The following is a 23797-nucleotide window of genomic DNA, read 5'->3' as shown; positions in this document are numbered from 1 at the left end:
GCCGCTAATATCGCAAGACATAGCGCGGCCCTGTTTTGGTATTACTTATGGAAAATAGCCGTTATCTTTGCACGGATGGTCGGCTATTTTCTGTGTGTCATTACAAAAACAAGTGTTGCAAAATTTATCATAAGTGACAACGTTTCATAGACAGTCATAGGCGGTCACCTCCCCTCAGAGAGGACCGCTTTTTGCTATGCCTTGCTTTCTAAAATTATACATCATATCCCCTCTGACTGCCTACCATTTTATACTCATAGAAAAATAACGCCCACCTCCGAAGAGATGAGCGTTACGCACATACGTTTTATATTTTCGTATTTCGTTTCGCCTTCGTATTCTTAAACAGCCGATCCACCGGACTCGCCTTCGCATGTTCCGTTTTTAAATCATCGTTTACAAGCGATACATAACGCCGTGTCATTTCCATCGTAACGTGACCGAGAGCCCGCTGTGCCGCGAAAGCATTCGCCCCGTTACGCAAGAACTCCAACGCGAATACATGCCGCAAATCATACGGTCGAATATGCGTCCCGATCTTTTTGCAGTATATCTCCATTCGGTCGCCCCACGTATGGCGGTTGAGCGGCCGCCCTTCATACGAGCAGAATATCGGAACGTCATCGACCCATTCAGGCGCACGCACCGATATCAGTTTCCGCAGTGCCTTCGTTGTAGTCTCCGATATAGGAAGCGTCCGCGCAACACGACCCTTCGCCACCTTCGCCGGCACGTAAATTTCCCGCAAAGATGCGTTAAAATCCTGCGGTATTAGCTTCGTACCCTCCGACGGACGGATGCCTGTATCTAGCGTTAAAAGGATGAGCGTATAGTCGCGTAGGCCGACGAACGTGCTTTGATTAGGCGCGGCCAGCAACGCATTAAGTACGTCTACCTCGACCGCAACGGCTCGATTTTCTGTCTTGCGTTTCTTTACACTTGCGAGCGGATTCATGGATAGCTCGCCCTCTCTCATACAGTAGTTAAAGAATGTGCGTAAATAGACGAGTCGATTGTTAAACGTTGGCGGCGCGATGTCTTCCGCCAGATGCTCCATTACCGCGTCCCTTAGCGCTTGCTCCGTTTCCCATGCGTTGGGGAACCGTTTGAATAGAAGCTTAACGGTCCGATCGTAGTCGTGCAACGTATACTGACCAACTCCGTCCTCTAGCTTCTTATGCGCTAGGAACTCCGTGAGAAGCTGACGCCAGTCTGTCCGGTTGCCCGCCGTAGGTTTTATACTTCGTAATCTTGCCAAAACAAAAACGCCTCCTCCGCATATTAACGGTGAGGCGCTTCGTTGGTCCTGTGTACCTGCGGATTACTCCGTTACAGCTACACAGGACCTCGCGTTATTTTCGTCCATTTAACTTTGATGTGTCCGTTATAAATCAAGAATGCCGAGGACCGGGATCGAACCGGTACGGTAGTCACCTACCGCAGGATTTTAAGTCCTGTGCGTCTGCCAATTCCGCCACCCCGGCATAAATTTAGGAACGCTAATCTTCACACTTACTTGTCTTACAAGTATCTGAGAAACACGCATCTGATTAAGAAGTGTTCTCGTTATGTAAATGTCGTTCAATTGGGCACCAACATATAATACGATAATTTTATCGAATTGTAAAGTGTTTTTTTAAAAAAATAATAAAATTCTCTTTTTGTATAACTTGTGCACATTTGAATTACACTAATAAACGTCTTTCCAAACTACCAGAAGGGGTGTTACGAATGCGTGAAGGTATGATTCCAGCTGTTCTTGGAACGGTAGTATCGGCTTCAGGCGCTGTGTTGCTGAGCAGTAAGTACAAACTTGCAGCTACAGGCATTCTCGGTTTCGGACTGGCTCATGTTGTTCTGGGAGCGATTGATCTGATTGAGCATCGCTAGTTGTTTGGGAAGTACCGGGCGGGAGTTACTCCCTCCCGGTTTTATTTTTATCAACGTTTAGTCTGGAGCACAAGCGTTTATGTAAAGTATAGAAGCTGAATATGCCTAATAAAAGGAGCTGTGATGTGCTATGAGAGATAATAACTCTGAAAAGAATCGTACTGACGATCAAATCGAACATAAACAATCCCTGGACAAGCGCGAGCCAGGATTTAATCGCATTCCTGACACCGATGCAGATACACCTGCTGCTACTGATATGATTGATGAAGCCATAGGTCGCGGAATAGACAAGTTACGTAACGATTTCACAAAATAAAGCATGGGTAATAAGACACAGGTTTGTGAGCATTCCTTAATTCATTTGTTTTGATATGTACAGTGATTTCGTAAAATCACTTAAAGATCAGCATGATCCAGCCAATGATTGATATCCACAGCACGATGCTGATTAAGAGTCCACACATGATACCAAAAGAGAAATTACCTTCACTCTTCGGTACAGCACTACCAAATTTCAATCTAAGCTTCATTTGATTCCAGTTCATAGAACCCCCTCCTTAAGTTCTATTTCGGAATATGAAGCTTATTTTTGTAGACCTATAGTCATGTTTTCAAAAATAAAATAGGGTTTTTCGTCCTATCATCCTGATCGCGGAAATAGGATTACAGCTATACCGACCAAACAAATCAATCCACCAATGAAATCGTACAAGTCGGGTGTCTTTTTATCAATCCACCAGCCCCATGCAATGGAAAGAACAATAAAGACACCTCCGTATGCTGCATATACACGCCCAAAGGAGGAAAAAACCTGAAAGGTAGCAATGATTCCATACACAGCCAAGATTACTCCGCCGCAAAGTCCGACATACCATGTCTTTCCTTCACGCAGCCACTGCCAAATCAAATATCCTCCTCCAATTTCAGCGATGCCAGCCAATATAAAAAGTAAAGCTGCCTTTAACACCATTTCACATCCCTAATTCTTCAAATTCTTTTCGATTTTTTTGGATATCTCATTAGAGCACTCGACCTAAAAGGATAATCAATGCAATCACGCTAACCAGAATCAGCAGGTTGCTGACCTGACGCCATAAGCTAGGCACTCCCTCGGAGAGAAGCTTCCGCTGATTGGCATCAAAGTTCGCTTTGGCTCCTTCAGCATCTGCTGACCTAGAGAATGGTCTGTTTTCTTCATTCATAAGAGCACCTCCTTTTCAATCCACTTTAATCATACCAAACTTTTCCGTCGATTTCGCGTTGCTCTTATGCATATACTTCACATATATTTCTGATTGCATCTTCATATATGTGAAGTGTACATCCATATGTCAATATTTCGCTGAATATAAAGTATGATGTCGAATCAAGGTAGAGTGGGTATTTAGACGTCTTTCATTGCAGGACGGTAGTTATGGTATAATTTAGTCAACTTGTTCAAGATCGTAACCAGCGCTCAATTGTTTACTTAACTTGTAATTAAATTGACATCTAAGAATCCACATCCCGGTTACAACCTGCATATTCTGTTTGTAAACCCAGGAGGAGGATACCGATGTCCCCAATCTTTATAGCAAGTTTAATGATGATGGGCATATTTTTATTTCAGGCAGCCATCGTTTTCGGCATCATACATTGGATTTCAAAACGAACCCAACGTCCAGCACAAACCAAAATGTATCTTGCAATGGGTTTGCTCGTTGTAATTTTAGGTTTCCTTGTATGGGACAACTGGATACACTTACAGGAATTCAATGGATGGGCCACGATTAGTCTGTTGGTGATTATTATTAGCGCCTATATACAGCTTAGAAAGCAAAAAGAAAAATACTAATCCCATTACCATGCATCAAAGGAGGAGCGCCATGAAATCTCACTCAACACGCTTTTGGTTACAGAGGGTGCTACTGCTAATGCTTGTTTTACTCTTCAGCGGCTCTCAGCAATCATTCATTGTTGCCGATGCCGCCCCGCCAATTAATGTTCAGGCCTCTGCCAAAGCCAAGCAATTACTTGCCTACCTATCTAATGTACCGGATGATATGCTAATTTCCGGGCAGCATGATTACTTAGAGGCACCGGATGAACAAAATAACAAGCTACAACAAATCAGCGGACAATACGCAGGACTTCACGGCTATGAGTTTGGAGGATTGGCTAACCAGTCCCGTACGGCCCTACGAGAGCAACGTCAGCATGTTGTGAATAGTGCTATCCAATGGAGTCAGGACGGCGGAATCGTAGCTGTTACCTTCCATCAGGCGCTTCCTGGCAAACCCAAAACGTGGAAAAACGTACAAGCAAAAATTACTCAAGCTGAATTTAATCGTTACATCACGCCGGGTACCCCGCAATATAAACAACTGATCGCTGATCTGGATGAGGTGGCTTTGTCCCTTAAGACCTTACGAGACGCGGATGTACCTGTTTTATGGAGGCCCTATCATGAAATGAACGGCAACTGGTTTTGGTGGGGAAACAAGCAAAATTATGCTAAGTTGTGGAATCTAATGTATGATCGGTTCACTCATGTCCATCATCTGGATAACCTGTTGTGGGTGTGGAGTCCCAATGCTCCAAACGCATATAGCACTCCCTATAATTTGTCCTTCCCAGGTATTAACCGAGTAGATATTCTTGCAGCTGATATCTATAACAATGATTACAAACCCTCCTACTACACCGAATTGCTAAAGCTTGCGCAGGGCAAGCCTATGGGAATCGGAGAAAGTGATATTCTGCCAAGTGCGAAGGTGCTGCAAAATCAGCCAGCCTGGGCCTATGCCATGACATGGGGAAAGGAGCTGTCTGCAACCAATTCACAAGCAGCAATCAGACATTTTATGAACCAAAATAATATCATCACACGAGACCTTCTTCATGAGTCCCTACGCTGAAAGAAAAAAGCTTCCACTTCGCTCTAGGAGCAAAGTGGAAGCTTTTTTATACCAAATCCAAATAAAGCTCTCTAACTATTTCTAATAACCTCTTCTAGATCAATATCGGCATACGCCTCTTCACCAAGATGTACGGATACAATGGTGTAGATCCGCTTGGACAGTCTAGACATCAGCCGATCACCCGGTGCTACAGAATATTCTTCCCGATAATCTCCAATTTTGTGAAAACCGCTGGACATATGGATGTACAAGTTGCCCCTACGTGTTTTACCATGCACCAACATCAAATCTCCTCCTGCTGTGTAACCAACCTAATTTCCCTGTTACATGTATATCGGTCAGAACAAGATAGGATATAAGTCCCTGGTACCCTCTTTCGTTTCACATGTTAGTGCACGTAAACGAAACGGGTCTGCCAGTGATGTGACAGACCCGTTTTTGTAAACCCATTTTCGTGATTTAGGAAGAAACTATTCTTGATAGGATTCTGCTATTGCATTCGCTGCAATGATTGCATTGTACACGTCAGCAGGACTAACCGGGAACGGCATGTTGACCATTGTATCATTCGATGCACAAGCAGCTTCAGCCACTTGGCGCCATTCAGCCTCAACAAATTCCTCTACACCCAAGTCACGAAGCGTCAATGGAAGGCCTACATCCTTAACCAGTTTAATCACGGTTTCCAGTTCTTCTTTCGGTGCATTTTCCAGCACTAGCTGAGTTAACAAACCGAATGTAACTTTCTCACCATGCTGTGCTTTATGAAGCGAAGGAACAGCCGTCATGCCGTTATGAATGGCGTGTGCTGCTGCCAACCCACCTGATTCTGCACCAACACCGCTCAGATAAATGGTAGCTTCAATCGTATCCTCCACCGCACGAGTATATACTTTCCGATCCACAGCACGTTTGGCCTTCACAGCATTTTCCAGCAACGTATCATAACAAAGACGAGCAAGTCCCAATCCTGTAGTGGAAGGCTTGTTCAGAACCAGGTTATCCCCGTTAGCCTGATAGCAAGCACGAGCTTCAAAATAAGTGGCCAGTGCATCACCGATTCCAGCTGCAAAGAAACGTGCAGGCGCTGCTGCCAGAATGCCTGTATCCGCCAGTACAACGTCTGGATTAGTAGGCAGGAACAGATATTCATCAAAAGAGCCATCTTTTTTGTATATAACCGCAAGCGCGGTACAAGGAGCATCTGTAGAAGCAATCGTTGGGAAAATAACAACAGGCAGCTTTTCATAATAAGCGGTTGCCTTGGCGGTATCCAACGTTTTTCCCCCGCCAATCCCTATGATAATGTTCGAACCATGTTTACGCACCAATTCACGGTTACGATCAATCTCTTCTTTTGTACATTCATATTGGAATTTCTCGAAGACCACTTGGTTACCAGCTGCTTCAATTGAAGCACCTGCCTCCTTTTGGGCCCTTTCAAGTATGAACTCATCACAAATGACAAAGGCTTTATCGCCATAATCCTTAATATAGTCATTTAACGACGAGAGTAGATTTTGTCCAGAAATAAATTTCTTGGGTGAAGTAACGGACCTTACAACGTTTGCCATGTAAATTCCTCCTCAGCTTTGACTCATACTCAAATTAATAATGATTTGGGCATGTGACCCTTTAACTATAAACCTCTTTTCACGTTATTAAAAGGCTTATTATGGAATATTTTATGAACAAATTGTGTATCTATTATACTTGAACAGTCGAGCGCCATTCAGAATACAGGATACCCATCATGATACGATCATAACTGTTACCATCACGAAGAACAGCAGAACGAACTCTACCCTCAAGCTGGAACCCCGCCTTCTCATAAGTTCGGATCGCTTGTGTATTGTACTCAATCACATCCAAGCCGACCCGATTTAAATTGAGCTCATAAAACGCATAACGAAGAATGAGACCTACAGCTTCTGCCCCAAAGCCCTTGCCACGGTAGTCCGTATTACCTATACCTATTGCCAGCTGCCCGCTGCGATTATTCCACTCAATTCCGTGGATAGCAACAAATCCGATCAAGACATCATCTGCCAATGTTCTTAATCGAAAATAGACCTCGTTAGAGCTGGGAGATCCTTCTGACTCCATCTGTTTCAACGTGTAAGGGAGCGCCAAATCCGTATCTACATTTCGCAGATACTTCGCATCCTCACCCCATTTGAACATCACTTCGGCATCTTCTTCCCTGACTGCGGCCAATTTTATTCGTTCTCCATAAAATAAATTTTCGATCTTAATGCCCCTTCAGCTCCTATTATGAATTGTGTGCCATGTTTCTGTCATAATTGTCATGCTATCCGATGTCCGCAATATAAGCTCTCCCTTATGTACTCAATGTTTAAATTTTACAAAATAATCAAACATAACACAACCAAATCATTACAGTTGTCATTGTGTGATACACAAAAAGACCTTGCAGCTGCAAGGTCTTCATATTCCTAGTATTTAAATAACATAGCAACCAGTTGATATCCAGCTCCAATCGTCCAGAACAGTACATAATCACCGCGCCGGATACGACCCGATTCAATACCTTCATATAGAGCAATGAACGGGCTACTGGTACCTGTGTAACCATATCGATCACCCACATAAATCATTTGGGCATCCTCTAGCTCCAAGTGATCCTGAATCTTCAATACATTTGCTAACGAGAACTGAGACAGACAATAAGCCCGTACATCCCGAGGCGTCAGCCCATTCTTTTTTAAAATGCGTTCAAGCAGATCAAATGTAGGAGGCAAGGCCATATTGGCGTCGAACGGAAGCCACTGAATATATTTTCCGGGGGCGTTCCTTTGGAGTGTCGCCGCTAACCCCTGAGCCGGGTACAAAATTTTATCTATATTGACTGGGTCCGTAAAATACATAGAATCTATAAATCCGGTGTCTTCTTCTGTACGCTCCAAAATAGCCGCACATGCAGCATCTCCATAGTTCGCATAAGTAATCTCATCCTCCGGACCGGAAATGAGTGAATTATAATCCGAACCGATAATAAGCGCTGTCCGCACGTCAGGATTAGATAACATCGACCGACTGACTTGATCGACAGCGACTGTCATCCCTGCACAATTCGCGTTGGAATCCATCACGGCCACATCATGTCTGGCCCCAATCGCCTGGTGAACAAACAATGCATTCATCGGAAACAGTGACTCAGGAACTTGAGTGGAGAACACGATCATATCCACGTCACGGCCTGTCATACCAGCCTGTTCCAGAGCTTTTTGCGCAGCCGCAATTCCCATTGTTAGACCGTTTTCGTTCGGATCATCAATGATATAACGCTGTTTTCTACCCATATGCTCCATGAAGCGTCGAATATCTTTGCCCTGCTCGTCAAAATGGCGAACATAGTATTCGTTATCCAACGAATGGGACGGATGATACACACCCAGTGCTTTTATTTTGATATGGCTCATCAGGCTTCCCCCTTACACATACATCAGCGCATTATTGTACAACAATATCTACGTTGTTTAATCCTGCTTCGCGTGCTACTCGACCAAGCTGCATTTTAATAATGGTTTGTTGAAGGCTGATGCCAAAGATTACTTTGGTAAATCCAGTTTCTTTATAACGTACAAATGAGCCCTTCAATTTTTCCACTTCTCCCGGACCCAAAAGTGCCATCTGGGTACAATCTACCTTGAGTGTAAAGCTGGACGCCTGAATGGATGAGGTTTTGGCTACATAATCTTTTACAAAGCTATCATACTCCTCCTGGCTAAAAACTCCATTCACCGCCATATGTACCGTTTTCATGGCTTGATCTACTTCGATAGTGTAAGGATGTTGACTCATTTTAGAAGGACTCCTTTAATTTCATTTTTTTGTCTATTAAGAGTATCGGAATAATAGGTAGAATTTTTAATATTAAATCAGATAATTCACCACTAAAATATTACAAATTTGTGAATATAAAAAACCGTCACTGCTCCTAGAAGAAGCAACTGACGGCTAGAAATTTGCGTATTCTCATATGAAATTAATTCGTAAACGTATGGCGACCGAGTGAGATGACAGCCGGGCGACTTTTACTCCATTTGGCTGTAGCAATGGCCGGGTTGTAATAAAACAAGGACCCATTGGTCGGATCAGCACCATTAAGTGCCTGTCTGGCTGCACGGTACGCAGTCTTGTTGGGTTTCAGGCGGTATTGACCATCCTGTACAGCGGTGAATTGACCAGGCTGCAAAATAACGTCCGGGATCGAGCTTGGAAACTCACCGGACTGAACACGGTTTAATACGACAGCGCCGACAGCCACTTGACCTTCAAACGATTCCCCGCGAGCCTCAGAATAAATGATACGAGCCAGTTGATCCAGCGCGGTTACGCGCACCTCTCCGAAGGATTCCAGCTTGGCTTGTGTAGCCGCTCCGGCTACTCCATCAGGTGTCAGACCGTTATCCCGTTGAAAACGAGCCACCGCTTTACTGGTCAGAGAACCATAGTACCCAGTAAACCCAGCCTTGAAATAACCGAGCGAATGAAGCTGCTGTTGAAGCTCCAGCACCCGTTCGCTTTGAACCCCTTTCTTCAAAGCTGACGTTTGTGCTTGTGCTTGTCCTGGTGCGACTGACAATACAGTACCTAACATACATGCGCAGGACAGGATTAAAATAGATAACTTTTTCATATTCCAGACAACCTCCTCTTTCATGTTCTGTCCGGTGCAACCATTCCGGCCTGTACAACTCAGGGACGTTTATCCGATGATGTTTCTTATGACATAACTTATGCCTAGCTGCAGAAATGACGCGTGGCTACATACGGAATGGGACAATCATGCTTTCACACGTCCGTTGCAGTATACCATAAGCCGCATTTACGTATCATCCGGCTCTGGTCCTAAGACTACCCAAGCAAATAAAACGCCATCCCTAAAGGGATGACGTGTATTAAGAACAATGGATCATGTTCTGACCACACTTGAATACGTGACTTTTTTCGCTATTTTTCGCTTCAACTTGCCCGGGACCGGAGCCTGATTTCTACTAATTCAAATCACATATCCGCGCACACATACATGGGCGTATGCATAGGGTAGCGTACGATCATCAAATTTCGAATAATAGAAAGGCAGGAAACGACGCGTGGATTCATATATGGATTACACCTCCCCTACTGTACAATTTACCTATGATTTAAGAGACAATGTTTTGTTTCAGAAGGATGCTCAAAACTCGATCAACGAGCTGTCGATCCAGCAGCTGAATACATTGGCGAATGTATCGCTGCTGGATATTCGCCTTAGCACAGCTAATGTTGTGGAGCCTCACTATCACCAAAATGCCACAGAACTGGTATACTGCATCTCTGGAGCAGTAACCGTGTCACTGATTAACCCCTTCACCCTCGAGTTACGACATTTTCCGATCACACCTGGCCAAGTGGCTAACGTTCCTCAGGGATGGTGGCATTATCTGGTCGCCACGATGGACAACACTCATTTGTTGACCATTTTTAATGCTCCGACCCCTGAATTCATACTGGGCTCCGACATTTTGCGGCTAACGCCAAGTAACATTCTGGCTCATACTTACTGCCTGAATGAGAATAAGATTCAGGAAGCACTCGCCCCAATTAAAAAGCCTGTCATCATCGGTCCTCCCAATGACTGCAAGCAGCAGCCCCCCCGAAAACCTGGGATACATGTAAGGCTTGCCGATACTTCACCCCACCCTCAGGTCGCCCCCCAAAGAGGTTACGCCCATACCAATGGATATCCTGGCTTCTCTTTTAATCCCTATCAAGAATAGGCTAACTCTAGTCAGGCCTTAAGTTCGAGGGAATACCTTTTCCCTGTATGTTCGCCGTTACCATAAGACCGTCCCTCTCATAAAATGCCAATGTATAAGAGGGGGTGATGGAATGGACGCTTATTACAACTGTTTGAACTGCATGAATAAAAAAGTGCGTATTCTCACCGTTGACGGAAAACAGTACGAAGGAACCATTATGGATGTGGATCGTAATAATGTGTACTTAAAAAAAGAACGGAACGGACGTGTACAAACGTCTGCCTTTTATCCTGGCTACGGGTATGGGAATCAAATCTTAACTTTGAGCTTGTTCACCCTGCTGGCGATTGCGTTAATTTAATCTCTGTTCCATTGTCCGTTCCTGTCTATAGATGCCAATGTACCTCAAATGACAGCTGCCCAGCCCGGCACAGTTTGTGTAGGGCCTGTACGCTGTTATTTGAGGTGTTTTATCATACGTTCCATCCTCTAAAACACTTAACCCCCCATCGGTTATATACCGATGGGGGGTTAAGCTACTCATTTCAATTTAAACCCATAAAGACTTAGTAATGATAACGAGCAAAATGAACAGTACCAGGATAGCTCCTGTCGATGTCCATACTCCTGGGTAGCCCCCTACTGAACCGCCACCACAACCTCTTTCACATTCACTCATGGTCATTGCCTCCTTCAATTCAAGGTACAACATAGCTTATGTATTGAGCTTTCCTATGGACCGGGCTTTTCGGCAATGTTATGAATGTTTTCGCTGATGGGCATTAGCCTACACCTTTCCTAGGCAGGAGCATAGGATAACACAACTAATCTTGAAGGAGTGAAGCAATTGAATTCAAATCAAATGCTCAATTACAACGTTAATCAACCTTTTCCTCACCATCCTACCTCTCACCACGTCGTGGTGCACCCTGTAGATCCATACGTCGTAGAAACATTAAAATCGGTGATCGGCAAGTACGTTGTACTTGAGACAACACGTGGCAGAATTGATGGATGCGTAGTCGATTGTAAGCCCGACCATGTCATTTTAGATGTATACGGAAAAAAATTCTTTGTTCGAATCAGCGAAATCGTATGGATCATGCCCAACTAAACAAATCAGACATTAAAAATCCTCGCAGATCCCGTTCCGGATTCGCGAGGATTGATCATGATATGATTTGGCTAATCGAGCTCTCCTGCCAGTGAAGCCCGGAGTTCATCTATCGTTCCGTTGTATTCATCCAAATCGACTTGGCCTTGAATACCCGGAACACTGCCTGTGCTACTGTACTGCCAAGTCCACCAGTTATTCCAAGCTGGAACCGCGGTCGGCTTTTGCGTAGTGCTGTATCGGGCTACCCACAGTTTATACATAGAAAATGTAGGATCAAACTTGGAAGCAAAAACATTGCCCGTGTATACGATTGGCTGACGCCCGGTAAGCCTCTCCATTTCATCCAAAAAGGCATGAGCCACTTCACTAATTTGTGCAGGAGTAAGACCTTTGGGGTTATTTTCATAGTCCATCACAGGGGGCAGATCTAGCCTGCCTCCTGCTGAATCTATAGCCCTGGCAAAATTAGCTGCTTCCTGACGAGCTCCATCCGCGGTAGTAGCATTCAAAAAGTGGTAAGCGCCAACCAAGATGTTAGCATCTCTGGCACCCTGTACATTTATCAAAAATTGATTATCTTGATATTTTGTGCCCTCTGTAGCTTTAATAAAAGCAAATGTCTTACCTGCCGCTGCCACTTGCTGCCAATCAATATTGCCATTATAGTGTGAGACGTCAATTCCTTGCGCGTGTCCATCAGAAGAAATCGCAGGTACAACAGGTATGGTAGGTATAACGTCCTCGGTAGTTGATGGCTCCTCCGTTTCCTGATCCAACGCTATAACAACCTTACCATCATCCGCATTGAGTACATGAAAGGGTGTGCTGTGATTAAGATCAACCACAATACGTACCGATGCGGGGGTTGTACTAAACATGGAGTATCTTACTTGGGAAACATCTGGATCTTCAGTGACTGGAAAACTTCCTTGTCCACTACTGTCAAATGATTGCGATGCTAGAAATTCCTCAGAAAACGTTGAACTAGGTATGTCTACAACAATACGGTCTGCATGAGTCAACGTAGTTACTTTGGGGGTTGCTTTTCCATTAACAGCTATAGTCAATTGGTGATTAGCGAAGCTAATTTGGTTTATAGCTGTACGCGCACTCTCTTTAGGATTACTTACAGCTGAAGTAGCAGAATGATCATGAGTGGACTCGCTATTGTCGCTTGAAGTAGGCGGAGTCGTCAGGAACACAGTTTTAAGCTCGTTGTTCCAGGCCACATCAATCCCTGTCTGTTCGGACACAAAACGAAGCGGAACATAAGTCGTCCCCTCTCTAAGCAAAGGAGCTACAGCCAATCCCATTTGATGATCATTGACAGAGGCTATGGGATTGTTGACCTGAAGACTGAGGTTAAGATTTTGCTTATGTATAGTTATGGTCCCTGTCTTGGACTCCCAATTCACGCTATAACCCAATTCCTCTACAATGAGACGGAGTGGAACCAGTACATTCCCCTTTACTTCTTGAATCTGAACACCTTTGCCAACACTTATATCTTTACCATCCAACTGAAGATGTGAACTCGAAGATGCAGCATGACTTTCTCTTGGAAATGCTAGTAGAAACAGAAACAAAAAAGCAAATAAACAAATTTTCTTCATTATGTACCCTACCATTCTCTAAATTTTCGCTTATGAAATTCTTGCACTCTATGATTCTCAGGACCTCCATTTTGATAGACGCGAATCATATGTAAAAAGTTACGATTAATTCAGTATATATTTCAGTCTTATCATACAAAAGTACTAAAAAACTCTGCCAGCTATACAGCAAGCAGAGCTTTTTCCAGTTTTATTAATCTAGTTTACTAGCAATCTTATCACAAACGAATACTTCATGTTCACACTGTTAAAAATGTTAACCCTATAAGAATGATCGAAGTAACAGACAGTACCAGTAAGGGAAGCATTGCTTTCTCCCGCAAAGCCTTAAAGCTCACATTCAGCCCCATGCCTACCATAGCCATCGTTAACATAAAGGTGGTAACTTGAGAAATTCCGTTCGTCAGACTAGATGGAACTACAATATATTTTCCAAAAACATAGCTGCCCACAATACTTGTAGCCATAAAGCCGATGAGGAACCAGGGGAACTCCACTTTAGCGTCTGTACGAATTTTTCCAGTTCGTTTCATCCAAACCATTAAAACAAAGCTGAGCGGTATGAGTAAGAAAACACGCCCCAGTTTGGCTAATAAGCCCATTGCAAGTGCATCCTGTCCGGCAGGCGCTGCAGCTAAGGCCACATGTGCAATTTCATGTAAACTGATACCCGACCAGATTCCATATTGCATATCCGTCAAAGGAAGCCAGGGCCGAAGCACAGTAAACAAAATGGCAAATACCGTTCCAACCAAGGCAATGAGTCCTACCCCTATGGCTGTATCCTCATCTTTGGATTTTAACAAGGGAGAAACCGCTGCAATCGCTGCTGCACCGCAAACTCCTGTTCCAATACCAAGAAGAAGCGAAAGCGAAGCATCTGCCTTGAAACGTTTTGCCAACCAAACCGTAAAAAAGATGGAAAATACAACAGTGCCCACATCACGCAAAAGTAAACCAAGTCCATGATGAATGACAACATCCATGTTCAACTTCAGCCCAAATAACACAATAGCTCCACGTAGTATTTTCTTTGCTGAAAACTCAACTCCCAAGCGCACAGCTTCAGGGTATCCCCACAACTGTCGGTACAGAATAGCGAGAAACATGGCACAAGCCAATGGACCTACATAATGAAAGCCTGGCAATTCGTTCAGGCCATAGCCTGCCAAAGCAAATAACATCGTGAGGACAATGCCAAATATACGCTGGAATAATCGACCTCTGTTCGAAAATAATTTGGTGTGTTGTGTATGACTGTTCATGGTGAACCCCTCCAATTCTACATGCATCCAGCTTAATATGTTTTTTGTCATAAGAAAAATAAATCATTATAATAATGATAATAAGTAAATAGATATGATGAATTTGGAGGAATGGGCCTTGGACCAATCTTTAATCGTATTTGTTATGGTCGCGGAGAAACAAAATTTCACACGAGCTGCCGAGGTGTTACACATGACCCAACCTGCGGTAAGTCAATATATTCAAACGCTGGAACGTAGCGTAGGAACCCGCCTCCTGGAGCGTAGCAATAAGTATGTACGCTTAACCAAAGCAGGTGAAATTGTGTATCATCATGCTCAGGAGATTATCCGTCTCCATACACGGATGCAGTATTTGGTGGACGAGCTGATGCATACAGCAAAAGGAAACCTGTCGATCGGCGCAAGCTACACGTATGGCGAATATGTGCTGCCGCATGTGATCGCGCAAATGAGGGTCCGGTATCCACTCATTCAGCCCTCCATTACCATCGGCAACACCCAGGAAATTGAAAAACTCATGATCCATAATCAACTGGATGTAGGCATTATCGAAGGAGAATTTCAGCATGACCATTTACACATCGAATCATTTGCTGATGATAGAATGTATATCGTCGTTCCGCAAAATCACCGTTTGGCTGGTAAATCTCAAGTGGATGTAAGTGAGCTGCAAGAGGACATCTGGATTCTGCGGGAAGAAGGTTCTGGAACCCGGGAAGCGGCTGAAAAAATGTTTGCACGGTTTCAGTTCTCCCCTTCTCATATGATGAATTTTGGCAGTACACAGATCATCAAAGAGTCTGTAGAAGCAGGCTTGGGGATTTCTTTGCTGTCCCAATGGGTCATTCAGAAGGAACTTGCTCTGGGAACATTAAAAGTACTGGATATTCGTAATCTTCCGGTTATTCGAAAATTCTCCTTCCTAACTCCTTCTTCGACATTTGAAACGAAAGCAAGCACCGCTTTTTTGGAGATTTTGCGAAGTTATAATGTGAAAAGGTAAAGTGCAGAAACAACGAAAAAAGCACCCATTAAGGTGCTTTCAACATAATCATTATCATGTTTTTTTATGAGGAAAGATGATCCTTACCATGATAGAAGAAATGAGAAAAATCAGCGTAGCTTCCTTGGAATTGTTGCATATCATGAGCAGCAATACCTACAAAATTTCCTGTAAAACCCCCGGATAAAAAGCTGATATCCTGCATTTCAAAAAGCCGCTTCCAAGCAGGTTTGTCTCCGACTCCATAATAAAATTGCCCGTGGGATGCATGGACTTCCACAGCTAAATGTATAGGAAGATCGTCCTGAAGCGTAATTGCTTGAGGAACTAAGGTAAATGTATTGGCTTCACATCGCATCATGCGCAGTACCTTCCCTTGCCCCTCCTCATAGCTAATATAGGCATACAAATAATCTTCTTCATTAAGGTACAGTAGTAGCCCCGCCATTTGTAAATAGCTTGTCGGCTTATACTCCAATGCTGTTTCTACCCGGAAATGATGATCCGTTTGCCGAATGGCAAGCACGTGATGCTGGAACAGACTTTGAATGGATTCTCCAGCCAGAATGCGAAGGTAGCCTGGGCGCTGGCTTAATGAACACCAGCTATCGTCCGCCAGGATACGCAATGTGTTCCACGTTTTATCTAATGTGGGTCCCTCGAAAAAATCCTCAAAAACATAACTCTGCTGCTCTTGCTTAACCGAGAACATCCCTTGAGGTGCGGGTACCTCCAATTGAGGTGTATGGCCCCCAGCAGTTAATCGGAGCCAGCCTTCATCATTCCAGTACACTTGCTGCAAGGCTGTTTCCCGTCCTAAAATGGCATATTTCCCCTCTACTGGACGTGTGCATAAATGAGCCATGTACCATTCGCCGTCTGGTGTTTGTACAAGACTGCCATGTCCTGCGCATTGTAACGGGAAATCAAGTTGATCACGTGACGTAAGCATTGGGTTGTGCGGGTCTACTTCATATGGCCCGGATATCTGCTTCGAGCGTGCTACGGTAACGGCATGCCCCGTACCCGTTCCGCCTTCCGCTGTAACAAGATAATAATATCCGTTTTGCTTGTAGATGTGAGGCGCTTCTGTTTTCTTTAAAGGAGTACAATCAAAGATTTTAACAGGCTCGCCAATGAGCTGTTGTTGCTTGCTGTCATACTCCTGCATGACTATACCGGAAGATTTATTGCTTTCCAACATGCGGTAATCCCACAATGCGTTCAACAGCCATTTACGTCCGTCCTCATCATGAAATAAAGACGGATCAAATCCGCTACTGTTAAGATAAACGGGGTCCGACCACGGTCCTTGGATCGTAGGCGCCGTCATCACAAAATTATGAACATCCTTGAACGGACGTTTGGTGCTTTTCACATCCGTATAGAGCAGATAAAAAAGGTCATCTGCATAGCTAAGCTGCGGTGCCCAAATGCTACAATTTTTAGGATTACCTCTTAAGTCAACCTGATCGGTCAAAATATCTGTGCAATGCTCCCAATTTGCCAAATCTTTGGACTGGTACACCCGCACTCCAGGCAGCCACTCAAACGATGACACCACAATATAGTAAGTATCTTCGACACGTGTAATACACGGATCGGGATTAAAGCCTTTTAATATGGGATTTTGGATCATCATGAGACCTCACTTCTCCTTACTTCCAAAATGTAACTTCAGCAAAAAACTGTTCCTTGCTCCATGCTTCTGTTCCCGCTTCAAAACAATCCGCCCACGGAACACGCTGCTTACGTAACGCAGCAACTTCATCGTGTCCGTTATATTCCTGATAACAGACGGTTTTCTCGTTCGCAACATTGTCCCAATTGTCCCAGCCACGTGGGTCAATATGATCGCCCATTTTACAATCGACAAATACGGTCTTGGCATACTCCCGCCACGGACGCCCCAAAAAAACCGGGGTAATATCAGGCTCTGCAGTTAGGTAGCAATGGTTGAATACATAACCATACGCTTGTCCTTGCGGCGTAGAGGCAGCTGTAACGTAGCTCGTTTGGTTCTTATGATGGCGTAAACTGCGAATTTCGCAATCTTCAAAATACGCGGTAGCCCCACCAAAAATAAAGTCCACCGTACCCTCTATATAACAATGCTGATAGAGCTGCCGATAGTGCCTATGATGCTCCTTCAAATGGATTCCACCAAACTGGAGTCGTTCTTTCGGTGCAGGAGGTAGAGGGCCTGTAAATAAAGTATCCTGGTGCCCTTTAAAGGTACAGTTTCTAAAGACCGTTTCATCACAATGAGCGTATACCGCAACAGCCTGCCCAATGGCTTCTCCCTGTCCTGCCGTGTTGGAAATCGTGAGATTTTCCAAGATCAGATGGCTACCGCCTAAAAATAAAGTAGGTGTCGCAAAGGTCCCTATTTCCTCACCCGCTTCATCCCTCTCCTTGGCATACCGATCCATTCGAATCTCTACCTGCCCGATGCCTATAATATGAAGATATGAACGGTAAATTCGTACCTCTTCCTCATAAGTACCTGATAAAATAGTTAGCGTTTCCATTTCGTTGGAAGCCGACTGCTCCAATACAGCAATCGCCTCCTGAATCGTATGGAAATCACAAAAGGATTCTTTTCCAACTAGCATGGTTACCCCGATCCCTTCATTTGATTTACAGGTGTTCGGCTAAAAATAACTGCCACGCCGTTCGCATTTCCAACGTCTCCATATGTCCACCGCCCGCAATCACAGGCTGCCAATGCTCAGGGTGACCTGCCTCCTGGTAAGCTTCCAGCAGCCCTTTTGCCAAATGCTCGACTCCTTCAATAGGACACATCCGGTCATTTTGACCTGTTATACTCATCCGTGGACGAGGTACGATCCGCTTTTGAATATCCAAGGTGGTAAAATGCTTCAGCAAGCCGGGGACATAGGAGTAGAAGCCATGATGGTCCAATCCCCTTTTGGCGATCAGCGTATGGGCATCTACCTGTCCACAAATATCAACCGTGACCTGTATCCGTTCATCTAACGCAGCCATCCACCATGCCATGAGTCCACCCATCGACATACCGATTGTTCCGATACGAGAAGCATCAATGTCCTCACGCTGGCACATATAATCCACCAAACGACGGTTATCATACAGCATCATGCCCCACAGCACTTGGCCCTGCCAGAGCATTTCCTTTACCAGCTCGCTCTCGGTTTTGCCTCCACGTTCATTAAATCCCCACATGTCAATGCAGCATACACAGTACCCCATGTCTGTCAGAGTTGTAGCAAACGAGGGCTGCTGTAAGTAAGAACTGCTATGGATCAGTTCCTTGCGCCCGTTCGTATAATTGCCTCCATGCGAATGGTTAAAAACGACCAATGGGAACGGACCGTTCCCTTGTAAGGGTGTAGCTACATAAGCGGGTACAGACTCGATCCCGTTCAAGTCCAGCAGGAGACACTCCAGTCGATATCCCTCACGCTCTTCTTGATTCAGCAGAGTTGCCGTTACAGGGCGATCTGCCGGAAGGTCTCCCAACAATGCTTGCAACTTATCCACGTTGTACCTCCTTTCATGCCCTCCTAATTCATCATATTTTGTTCAGAAGGTTGTATCGTTACTTGTTCTATCAGCTTTTCGGGCTGAGCTGTATTCTTCGAATGGCAACGATTGATTTCAACGTCTTCCCCATTTTCAATATAAAAGGCAGGACCTTCATGATTCTCAATCGTCACATGTTGAAAACGAATATCCTTCACGTTACCTAGATAAAAACCACGGTTGTTCATATCTTCTATCCCTGTCATCATGGCCGGACGACCGGGAATTGCATTTTTAGCCATAGAAATATCAATATTGGAAAATGTAATTTCAGCAATATATTGTTCTGCAAGTCCGTATAAGAATCCAGCAGCCGCATGAACCTGTCGTGCCGTAATATCGGAAAAATGGATTCGTCTAAAGCACGGGGTTTCATCGGTAATCGGATAGGGATTTTTGTCCCACACATATTTGTCTTTGCCCCGAGGGCCGCAGAAATAATAAAGATTCAGAATAAATGGACAAATTACATCTTCCATCACAATGTTGCTGACGCGAATATCCTCGATGGTTCCGCCACGTCCTCGTCTGGATTTCAGACGTATGCCCCGATCCGTTTGCTTGAACACGCAATTGCTGATCGTAACATTACGAATGTCACCACTCATTTCGCTTCCTAGTACGACTGCGCCATGTCCATGCACCATCGTACAGTTGGTAATCGTAATATTTTCACATGGAATTCGCTCTTGTGTATCTTCGGTTCCTGCTTTGATCGCAATACAGTCATCGCCCACATCTATATTGCAGTTGCTAATACGAACATTGGAACAGGATTCAGGATTAATGCCATCCGTATTGGGGGAGTCCGCCGGGTTAAGAATGGACAAATTATCAATTGTAACGTTATAGCAAGCGATGGGGTTTACAGTCCAACTGGGGGAATTTTTTAACATAACATCTTTAATGGTAACCCGCTGACAACGGTCAAAGCTGATTAATTTGGGTCTCGGATACTGTAACTCCTCTGGATGATTGCGGTGCTTTTCCCACCACGGCTGACCATTTCCATCCAGCGTTCCGCTACCTGTAACTGAAATATTCTCAAGGTTCTGCCCATAAATGCATGACGCATGCACTTCCCGCTGAACGCCTTCCCATCTGGATTCTACTACAGGGTAATCAGCCAGTTCCGTACTAAAGGACAGAGTTGCGCCAGGGCTTACATGCAGCTCAATGTTACTTTTCAGAAAGATAGCACCTGTCAGATACGTCCCAGACGGAACAAAAACGGTTCCTCCTCCAGCATTGCTGGCCGCTTCAATCGCAGCCGCAATCGCTCCCGTAGCCAGCGTCGTGCCATCCTGAACTGCTCCATAATCTACAATGTTATACAATTGCATTTCGTTCTCTCCTGTCTTTATATTTTGTGAATGTTAGATCCATTTTGTATTGGGAAGAAAGCATAAGCTGCCCCCGGATTTCAACATCCAAGAAATCATTCAAGGAGTCAGGGGGCAACAGCCATGCTCAACTATTATTTTTTCGTTTTCTTATACGCTTCCTCGTACTCAGCAGTAATCCGTGATCCACCGGAGTTTTTCCAGTTTTCTACGGCTGCTTTAAATCCGGCTTCGTCAAGCTCACCCATAATAAATTTGAAGGAGGCGTCGGTAATGATTTTCTCCAGCTCTGTTCCTTGCTCATTAGCGGTGACTGAATCCAGTGGCACGGTTGGGTCCAGAACAGCAAATTCATTATTTTCTCGGACTAATTCATTAGCCAGTTCCTTCTCTGGATTGGCATCTTTTAAGTTGTAGGTCACTTCACTTGGTCTGGAGCTTGAAAACGGCTGAACATCTGCTTGCCACAAATCTGTATTCGTAATTTTGAAGGCTCCATCTTTTTCGATCTTATAATGAGTGCCTTCTATACCGCCGGTCATATACATATATACATCTTTGTCAATTAAATCATCTACAAATTGCAGCAGTCTCTTCAACTCAGCTTCTGTTTTTACTTCGGATTTCGGAAATGCCAGCAAACCTCCTACCCCGCTTCCCTCAGACCATACGTGGTATTTGCCATCTCCATTCGAAATCTTGTTAACCGGTACCAGCTTCAGTCCCTTTTGTAAGCCTTGGGACAAGGTTCTGAGGTTAGAGATATCGATCATGCCTGTATAAATACCTGCTTTACCTTGTGCAAATTGTTGCTGCTGGTCCGTTTTAGCGGTTACAGCAAAGTCTTTAGAGAGATATCCATTTTTGTATAATTTATTGGAATACTTTAAGGTCTCCAAATATTGAGGAGTATCAAATTCCGGCGTAAATTTTCCGCTTTCATCTACTTTCCAGCCATTAGGTGTGCCAAAGTAGGAACTTAAAGTTTTGAAGCTACTGTAGCGTAGATCCGATCTGTCAACAAACCCAGTCGTATCATTTTTTCCATTTCCATCCGGATCATCTTCTGTAAACGCTCTCGCAACTTCATACAACTCATCCAGTGTCGTCGGCACCTTCAGTCCCAAGCGATCCAGCCAATCCTGGCGAATGACCAGACCCGCCCGAGCCAGATTCTTCTGGAACGGAACGCCATACAGTACCCCTTCAATGGATGCGGCTTCCCGAACTTCAGGCGGGATTTTTTTCAAATTTTCATAATCATCCAAATACTTTCCTACATCCCAGAATAGCCCTGATTTCAAAGAGCTTCGTACTGAAGAATTTGTCATCATCGTCAGAGTCACCATATCGGCCAATTCGCCGGATGCAAGCGCGGTAGTGATTCTCTCTTCTTTGGAAGCGTCAGGCACCCAATTGAACGTGATTTTAGAATTGGTGTATTCTTCAATTTTGCTTTTGATCGTTTCTGTAGGCGGAGAAGCTGTATGCAATACGTTTAACCAGGTAAATTCCAGTTTGGACTTCGGATCATAGGTTTGGCCGCTTTGATCCTCAGCTCCCTTGTCACCGCAAGCAGCTAAAAAAACACTCATGACCATTAGTACAGCAAGAAGGCCCGATACTCCCTTTTTCGTCGTGATTCCCTTTTTCATCGTGTTTGCTCCTTTTCTGTTTATATATTTATGCCATATCTTCCTCTTTCACCAGAACCTCTCGCTCTATTTTGCTGAACACCTGATGCGTCATCCACATCACGAGATAACCCATAATACTTGCTCCGGCAAAAGTTAGAATTCCTGGGTACAAGCCTAGAATCAATGCAAAAAGCACGACAATGGCTACAAAAAGAACAAGCGTATATTGTAAATACGAAAATCCAATCACTATCGACATTTTGACCTTCAGTCTGATACCTTTCCAATCATAGTGAGCCAGCAGCGGGAAAATGTAGGCCAAAGAGATGAGATACAAAAAGGCTCCAATAAGCGTCACCACACGAACATACCAGGACGAGACGTTGACTATATCCACGTAGAGCACGTAACCCACAAGGCTGTAAAGCCCGCCAATGATTGCTGCTTCTTTAAAGCTTTCTCTAAAGTAACGTACAAACGTCGAGAAAATGGCGACTTCCTCATTGCCCCGAATCCACTGCCTTAAAATACTAAGCATAGCAACGGTTGCAGGCCCAACGCCTATAAAACCCAAGCCCAGAATCGTCGCAACCGTCCAAAGCAAGTTAAGGTAGACCAGGCGCAGCAGGCGCATGCACCATTTGTTCATGTTTTCTACAAACCGTACCATTTTGCATCCTTCCCGTCGTCATTAGTAAACGCCGTCTTCACCAAATTTCTTGGCCAGTCGATTGGAGCCCATAATCAGGATTAACCCTACTACACCTTTAAAAAGTCCTACCGTCGTACTGAAACTTAATTGTCCATTCTTTAAGCCCGCAGTATAAATGTAGGTGTCAAAGATTTCGGCAACCTCGCGGTTTAATGAGTTCAATAGCAGATACATATGCTCAAAGCCCAAATCCAACGTGCTACCGATCTTCAAAATTAATAATGTAATAATGACTGGGCGGATCGCAGGCAAGGTAACGTGCCATGTCTTTCTCAGGCGTCCAGCTCCGTCCATCTCTGCTGCCTCATACAATTGCGTATCTACCACTGTAATCGCAGATAGATAAATGATGGTAGACCAGCCAAGTTCCTTCCAAATCACTTGCCCGATGTAGACGGTTCGCAGCCATTGAGGAGAAGTTAAGAAGCTGATCTTCTCACCGCCCAGCGCGGCAATCATTTCATTCAGCACCCCACCGTCTACGGTTAGGAATACATAAGAAATCGAAACAATGATAACCCATGACATAAAGTGCGGGATGTAGATGATGGTTTGAATAATGTTTTTAAAAAACATCTTCCTAACCTCGTTCAACATGAGTGCCAAAATGATGGGCAATGGAAAAAAGATTACAATGTTCAGCGCAAACAAAACCAGTGTATTACGAAGCAGCATAAAAAACGTAGGCTCGGTAAACAAACGAATAAAATGCTTCATTCCTACCCATGGACTGCCCGTGATTCCCTGAAAAGCTTGATAATCCTGAAATGCAATCACCAATCCCCCCATAGGAAAGTACTTAAAAATAATGAAGTACACCAGTCCGGGTAAAACCATTAAATAGAGCAACTTGTGTTTCTGCATTCGTAAAAGGCTTTCTGTCGTTCTTTTGTTCTTTTTCATTTTCATGTTTGGTGCGGGGACACTTGAAACTTTCATTAGTTCGACCTCCTTCAAACGTTCCTGTATACGTTTT

29 protein-coding genes and 1 tRNA gene are annotated in these 23797 nt (G+C 44.3%); 8 read left to right on the top strand and 22 right to left on the bottom strand.

The window, feature by feature from the left end; all coding sequences use genetic code 11:
- Window positions 1-83: 83 nt before the first annotated feature.
- From MHB54_RS28760 to MHB54_RS22820, 3 genes are all read right to left on the bottom strand, one after another.
- Window positions 84-158 (bottom strand): putative holin-like toxin, encoded by a 75-nt coding sequence (locus tag MHB54_RS28760; RefSeq protein ID WP_226888764.1) that lies wholly within the window; start codon window positions 156-158, stop codon window positions 84-86.
- Window positions 159-307: 149 nt separating this feature from the next.
- Entirely contained in the window at window positions 308-1258 is a 951-nt protein-coding gene (locus MHB54_RS22825; RefSeq protein ID WP_264453548.1) for a tyrosine-type recombinase/integrase, read from the bottom strand.
- Window positions 1259-1398: 140 nt separating this feature from the next.
- Window positions 1399-1484: transfer RNA gene (locus MHB54_RS22820), tRNA-Leu, on the bottom strand.
- A 247-nt stretch (window positions 1485-1731) separates the two neighbouring features.
- Between MHB54_RS22820 and MHB54_RS22815 the strand changes: the two genes are divergently transcribed.
- Window positions 1732-1890, top strand: coding sequence for a hypothetical protein (locus MHB54_RS22815; RefSeq protein ID WP_013311032.1), 159 nt, complete (start codon window positions 1732-1734; stop codon window positions 1888-1890).
- A 130-nt stretch (window positions 1891-2020) separates the two neighbouring features.
- Window positions 2021-2209, top strand: a complete 189-nt coding sequence (locus MHB54_RS22810; RefSeq protein WP_023989396.1) for a hypothetical protein — start codon at window positions 2021-2023, stop codon at window positions 2207-2209.
- A gap of 76 nt (window positions 2210-2285) precedes the next feature.
- Here MHB54_RS22810 and MHB54_RS22805 read toward each other — a convergent pair whose 3' ends face one another.
- The 3 genes from MHB54_RS22805 to MHB54_RS22795 form a co-directional block, all read right to left on the bottom strand.
- Complete coding sequence (locus MHB54_RS22805; protein WP_023989397.1) at window positions 2286-2438, bottom strand: hypothetical protein; 153 nt, start codon at window positions 2436-2438, stop codon at window positions 2286-2288.
- A 95-nt stretch (window positions 2439-2533) separates the two neighbouring features.
- The gene (locus MHB54_RS22800) at window positions 2534-2860 is read right to left on the bottom strand and encodes a YnfA family protein (RefSeq protein WP_023989398.1); all 327 of its coding nucleotides are present in this window, start codon (window positions 2858-2860) and stop codon (window positions 2534-2536) included.
- 52 nt (window positions 2861-2912) lie between these two features.
- The gene (locus MHB54_RS22795; protein ID WP_053325752.1) at window positions 2913-3095 is read right to left on the bottom strand and encodes a hypothetical protein; all 183 of its coding nucleotides are present in this window, start codon (window positions 3093-3095) and stop codon (window positions 2913-2915) included.
- A gap of 353 nt (window positions 3096-3448) precedes the next feature.
- On the opposite strand from MHB54_RS22795, the gene MHB54_RS22790 reads away from it, so the two are divergent.
- Entirely contained in the window at window positions 3449-3727 is a 279-nt protein-coding gene (locus MHB54_RS22790) for a hypothetical protein (RefSeq protein ID WP_023989400.1), read from the top strand.
- Between the two features lie 31 nt (window positions 3728-3758).
- Complete coding sequence (locus tag MHB54_RS22785) at window positions 3759-4790, top strand: glycosyl hydrolase (RefSeq protein WP_023989401.1); 1032 nt, start codon at window positions 3759-3761, stop codon at window positions 4788-4790.
- Between the two features lie 71 nt (window positions 4791-4861).
- Here the strand turns inward: MHB54_RS22785 and MHB54_RS22780 are convergent, their stop codons facing one another.
- The 6 genes from MHB54_RS22780 to MHB54_RS22755 all read right to left on the bottom strand — a co-directional run bounded on the left by MHB54_RS22780 (window position 4862) and on the right by MHB54_RS22755 (window position 9456).
- Window positions 4862-5077, bottom strand: coding sequence for a hypothetical protein (locus MHB54_RS22780; protein WP_013311038.1), 216 nt, complete (start codon window positions 5075-5077; stop codon window positions 4862-4864).
- 186 nt (window positions 5078-5263) lie between these two features.
- On the bottom strand, window positions 5264-6367 hold the full coding sequence (locus tag MHB54_RS22775; RefSeq protein WP_023989402.1) for a glycerol dehydrogenase: 1104 nt from the start codon (window positions 6365-6367) through the stop codon (window positions 5264-5266).
- A 133-nt stretch (window positions 6368-6500) separates the two neighbouring features.
- On the bottom strand, window positions 6501-7049 hold the full coding sequence (locus tag MHB54_RS22770) for a GNAT family N-acetyltransferase (RefSeq protein WP_023989403.1): 549 nt from the start codon (window positions 7047-7049) through the stop codon (window positions 6501-6503).
- A gap of 200 nt (window positions 7050-7249) precedes the next feature.
- On the bottom strand, window positions 7250-8236 hold the full coding sequence (locus tag MHB54_RS22765) for a ketoacyl-ACP synthase III (RefSeq protein WP_023989404.1): 987 nt from the start codon (window positions 8234-8236) through the stop codon (window positions 7250-7252).
- 31 nt (window positions 8237-8267) lie between these two features.
- Window positions 8268-8618: a hypothetical protein gene (locus MHB54_RS22760; protein WP_013311042.1), complete on the bottom strand. Its 351-nt coding sequence runs from the start codon at window positions 8616-8618 to the stop codon at window positions 8268-8270.
- Window positions 8619-8802: 184 nt separating this feature from the next.
- Window positions 8803-9456 (bottom strand): cell wall hydrolase, encoded by a 654-nt coding sequence (locus tag MHB54_RS22755; RefSeq protein ID WP_023989405.1) that lies wholly within the window; start codon window positions 9454-9456, stop codon window positions 8803-8805.
- Window positions 9457-9913: 457 nt separating this feature from the next.
- On the opposite strand from MHB54_RS22755, the gene MHB54_RS22750 reads away from it, so the two are divergent.
- The gene (locus MHB54_RS22750) at window positions 9914-10579 is read left to right on the top strand and encodes a cupin domain-containing protein (RefSeq protein ID WP_023989406.1); all 666 of its coding nucleotides are present in this window, start codon (window positions 9914-9916) and stop codon (window positions 10577-10579) included.
- Window positions 10580-10691: 112 nt separating this feature from the next.
- Complete coding sequence (locus MHB54_RS22745) at window positions 10692-10922, top strand: hypothetical protein (protein ID WP_023989407.1); 231 nt, start codon at window positions 10692-10694, stop codon at window positions 10920-10922.
- Between the two features lie 189 nt (window positions 10923-11111).
- Here MHB54_RS22745 and MHB54_RS22740 read toward each other — a convergent pair whose 3' ends face one another.
- The gene (locus MHB54_RS22740; RefSeq protein ID WP_013371969.1) at window positions 11112-11240 is read right to left on the bottom strand and encodes a hypothetical protein; all 129 of its coding nucleotides are present in this window, start codon (window positions 11238-11240) and stop codon (window positions 11112-11114) included.
- A 168-nt stretch (window positions 11241-11408) separates the two neighbouring features.
- Here MHB54_RS22740 and MHB54_RS22735 point away from each other — a divergent pair, with 168 nt between their 5' ends.
- Entirely contained in the window at window positions 11409-11675 is a 267-nt protein-coding gene (locus MHB54_RS22735) for a DUF2642 domain-containing protein (protein ID WP_025719729.1), read from the top strand.
- A gap of 71 nt (window positions 11676-11746) precedes the next feature.
- On the opposite strand, the gene MHB54_RS22730 is transcribed toward MHB54_RS22735, so the two are convergent.
- Both MHB54_RS22730 and MHB54_RS22725 read right to left on the bottom strand, forming a co-directional pair.
- A complete protein-coding gene (locus MHB54_RS22730) occupies window positions 11747-13291 on the bottom strand; it encodes a GH25 family lysozyme (RefSeq protein ID WP_075154441.1) in 1545 nt (514 codons plus the stop codon).
- 239 nt (window positions 13292-13530) lie between these two features.
- Complete coding sequence (locus MHB54_RS22725; protein WP_053325755.1) at window positions 13531-14556, bottom strand: YeiH family protein; 1026 nt, start codon at window positions 14554-14556, stop codon at window positions 13531-13533.
- A gap of 118 nt (window positions 14557-14674) precedes the next feature.
- On the opposite strand from MHB54_RS22725, the gene MHB54_RS22720 reads away from it, so the two are divergent.
- Complete coding sequence (locus MHB54_RS22720) at window positions 14675-15562, top strand: LysR family transcriptional regulator (protein ID WP_023989411.1); 888 nt, start codon at window positions 14675-14677, stop codon at window positions 15560-15562.
- Window positions 15563-15626: 64 nt separating this feature from the next.
- Here the strand turns inward: MHB54_RS22720 and MHB54_RS22715 are convergent, their stop codons facing one another.
- The 7 genes from MHB54_RS22715 to MHB54_RS22685 all read right to left on the bottom strand — a co-directional run bounded on the left by MHB54_RS22715 (window position 15627) and on the right by MHB54_RS22685 (window position 23760).
- The gene (locus MHB54_RS22715) at window positions 15627-17204 is read right to left on the bottom strand and encodes a glycoside hydrolase family 43 protein (protein ID WP_028540502.1); all 1578 of its coding nucleotides are present in this window, start codon (window positions 17202-17204) and stop codon (window positions 15627-15629) included.
- A 16-nt stretch (window positions 17205-17220) separates the two neighbouring features.
- The gene (locus MHB54_RS22710) at window positions 17221-18177 is read right to left on the bottom strand and encodes a pectinesterase family protein (RefSeq protein ID WP_069080404.1); all 957 of its coding nucleotides are present in this window, start codon (window positions 18175-18177) and stop codon (window positions 17221-17223) included.
- 25 nt (window positions 18178-18202) lie between these two features.
- Window positions 18203-19087, bottom strand: a complete 885-nt coding sequence (locus MHB54_RS22705; protein WP_069080403.1) for a dienelactone hydrolase family protein — start codon at window positions 19085-19087, stop codon at window positions 18203-18205.
- A gap of 23 nt (window positions 19088-19110) precedes the next feature.
- A complete protein-coding gene (locus tag MHB54_RS22700) occupies window positions 19111-20472 on the bottom strand; it encodes a glycoside hydrolase family 28 protein (RefSeq protein WP_028540500.1) in 1362 nt (453 codons plus the stop codon).
- Window positions 20473-20606: 134 nt separating this feature from the next.
- Window positions 20607-22127, bottom strand: a complete 1521-nt coding sequence (locus MHB54_RS22695) for an extracellular solute-binding protein (RefSeq protein WP_028540499.1) — start codon at window positions 22125-22127, stop codon at window positions 20607-20609.
- 28 nt (window positions 22128-22155) lie between these two features.
- Window positions 22156-22779 carry a YesL family protein gene (locus tag MHB54_RS22690; protein ID WP_013311055.1) on the bottom strand — a complete coding sequence of 208 codons (624 nt, stop codon included), beginning with the start codon at window positions 22777-22779 and terminating at the stop codon, window positions 22156-22158.
- A 21-nt stretch (window positions 22780-22800) separates the two neighbouring features.
- Window positions 22801-23760: an ABC transporter permease gene (locus tag MHB54_RS22685; RefSeq protein ID WP_023989418.1), complete on the bottom strand. Its 960-nt coding sequence runs from the start codon at window positions 23758-23760 to the stop codon at window positions 22801-22803.
- Window positions 23761-23797 lie beyond the last annotated feature (37 nt).

The sequence above is a fragment of the Paenibacillus sp. FSL M7-0802 genome (assembly GCF_038004945.1).
Classification (GTDB): domain Bacteria; phylum Bacillota; class Bacilli; order Paenibacillales; family Paenibacillaceae; genus Paenibacillus; species Paenibacillus polymyxa_B.
The sequence above is the reverse complement of the archived record's forward strand: the minus strand, read 5'-3'. Positions and strand labels throughout refer to the sequence as shown.

Coding starts and splice junctions, on each gene's coding strand:
- MHB54_RS22815 (WP_013311032.1), top strand. CDS start 1,732: ATGCGTGAAGGTATGATTCCAGCTGTTCTTGGAACGGTAGTATCGGCT.
- MHB54_RS22810 (WP_023989396.1), top strand. CDS start 2,021: ATGAGAGATAATAACTCTGAAAAGAATCGTACTGACGATCAAATCGAA.
- MHB54_RS22805 (WP_023989397.1), bottom strand. CDS start 2,438: ATGAACTGGAATCAAATGAAGCTTAGATTGAAATTTGGTAGTGCTGTA.
- MHB54_RS22795 (WP_053325752.1), bottom strand. CDS start 3,095: ATGAATGAAGAAAACAGACCATTCTCTAGGTCAGCAGATGCTGAAGGA.
- MHB54_RS22790 (WP_023989400.1), top strand. CDS start 3,449: ATGTCCCCAATCTTTATAGCAAGTTTAATGATGATGGGCATATTTTTA.
- MHB54_RS22785 (WP_023989401.1), top strand. CDS start 3,759: ATGAAATCTCACTCAACACGCTTTTGGTTACAGAGGGTGCTACTGCTA.
- MHB54_RS22780 (WP_013311038.1), bottom strand. CDS start 5,077: ATGTTGGTGCATGGTAAAACACGTAGGGGCAACTTGTACATCCATATG.
- MHB54_RS22775 (WP_023989402.1), bottom strand. CDS start 6,367: ATGGCAAACGTTGTAAGGTCCGTTACTTCACCCAAGAAATTTATTTCT.
- MHB54_RS22765 (WP_023989404.1), bottom strand. CDS start 8,236: ATGAGCCATATCAAAATAAAAGCACTGGGTGTGTATCATCCGTCCCAT.
- MHB54_RS22760 (WP_013311042.1), bottom strand. CDS start 8,618: ATGAGTCAACATCCTTACACTATCGAAGTAGATCAAGCCATGAAAACG.
- MHB54_RS22755 (WP_023989405.1), bottom strand. CDS start 9,456: ATGAAAAAGTTATCTATTTTAATCCTGTCCTGCGCATGTATGTTAGGT.
- MHB54_RS22745 (WP_023989407.1), top strand. CDS start 10,692: ATGGACGCTTATTACAACTGTTTGAACTGCATGAATAAAAAAGTGCGT.
- MHB54_RS22740 (WP_013371969.1), bottom strand. CDS start 11,240: ATGAGTGAATGTGAAAGAGGTTGTGGTGGCGGTTCAGTAGGGGGCTAC.
- MHB54_RS22730 (WP_075154441.1), bottom strand. CDS start 13,291: ATGAAGAAAATTTGTTTATTTGCTTTTTTGTTTCTGTTTCTACTAGCA.
- MHB54_RS22725 (WP_053325755.1), bottom strand. CDS start 14,556: ATGAACAGTCATACACAACACACCAAATTATTTTCGAACAGAGGTCGA.
- MHB54_RS22715 (WP_028540502.1), bottom strand. CDS start 17,204: ATGATGATCCAAAATCCCATATTAAAAGGCTTTAATCCCGATCCGTGT.
- MHB54_RS22710 (WP_069080404.1), bottom strand. CDS start 18,177: ATGCTAGTTGGAAAAGAATCCTTTTGTGATTTCCATACGATTCAGGAG.
- MHB54_RS22700 (WP_028540500.1), bottom strand. CDS start 20,472: ATGCAATTGTATAACATTGTAGATTATGGAGCAGTTCAGGATGGCACG.
- MHB54_RS22695 (WP_028540499.1), bottom strand. CDS start 22,127: ATGAAAAAGGGAATCACGACGAAAAAGGGAGTATCGGGCCTTCTTGCT.
- MHB54_RS22690 (WP_013311055.1), bottom strand. CDS start 22,779: ATGGTACGGTTTGTAGAAAACATGAACAAATGGTGCATGCGCCTGCTG.
- MHB54_RS22685 (WP_023989418.1), bottom strand. CDS start 23,760: ATGAAAGTTTCAAGTGTCCCCGCACCAAACATGAAAATGAAAAAGAAC.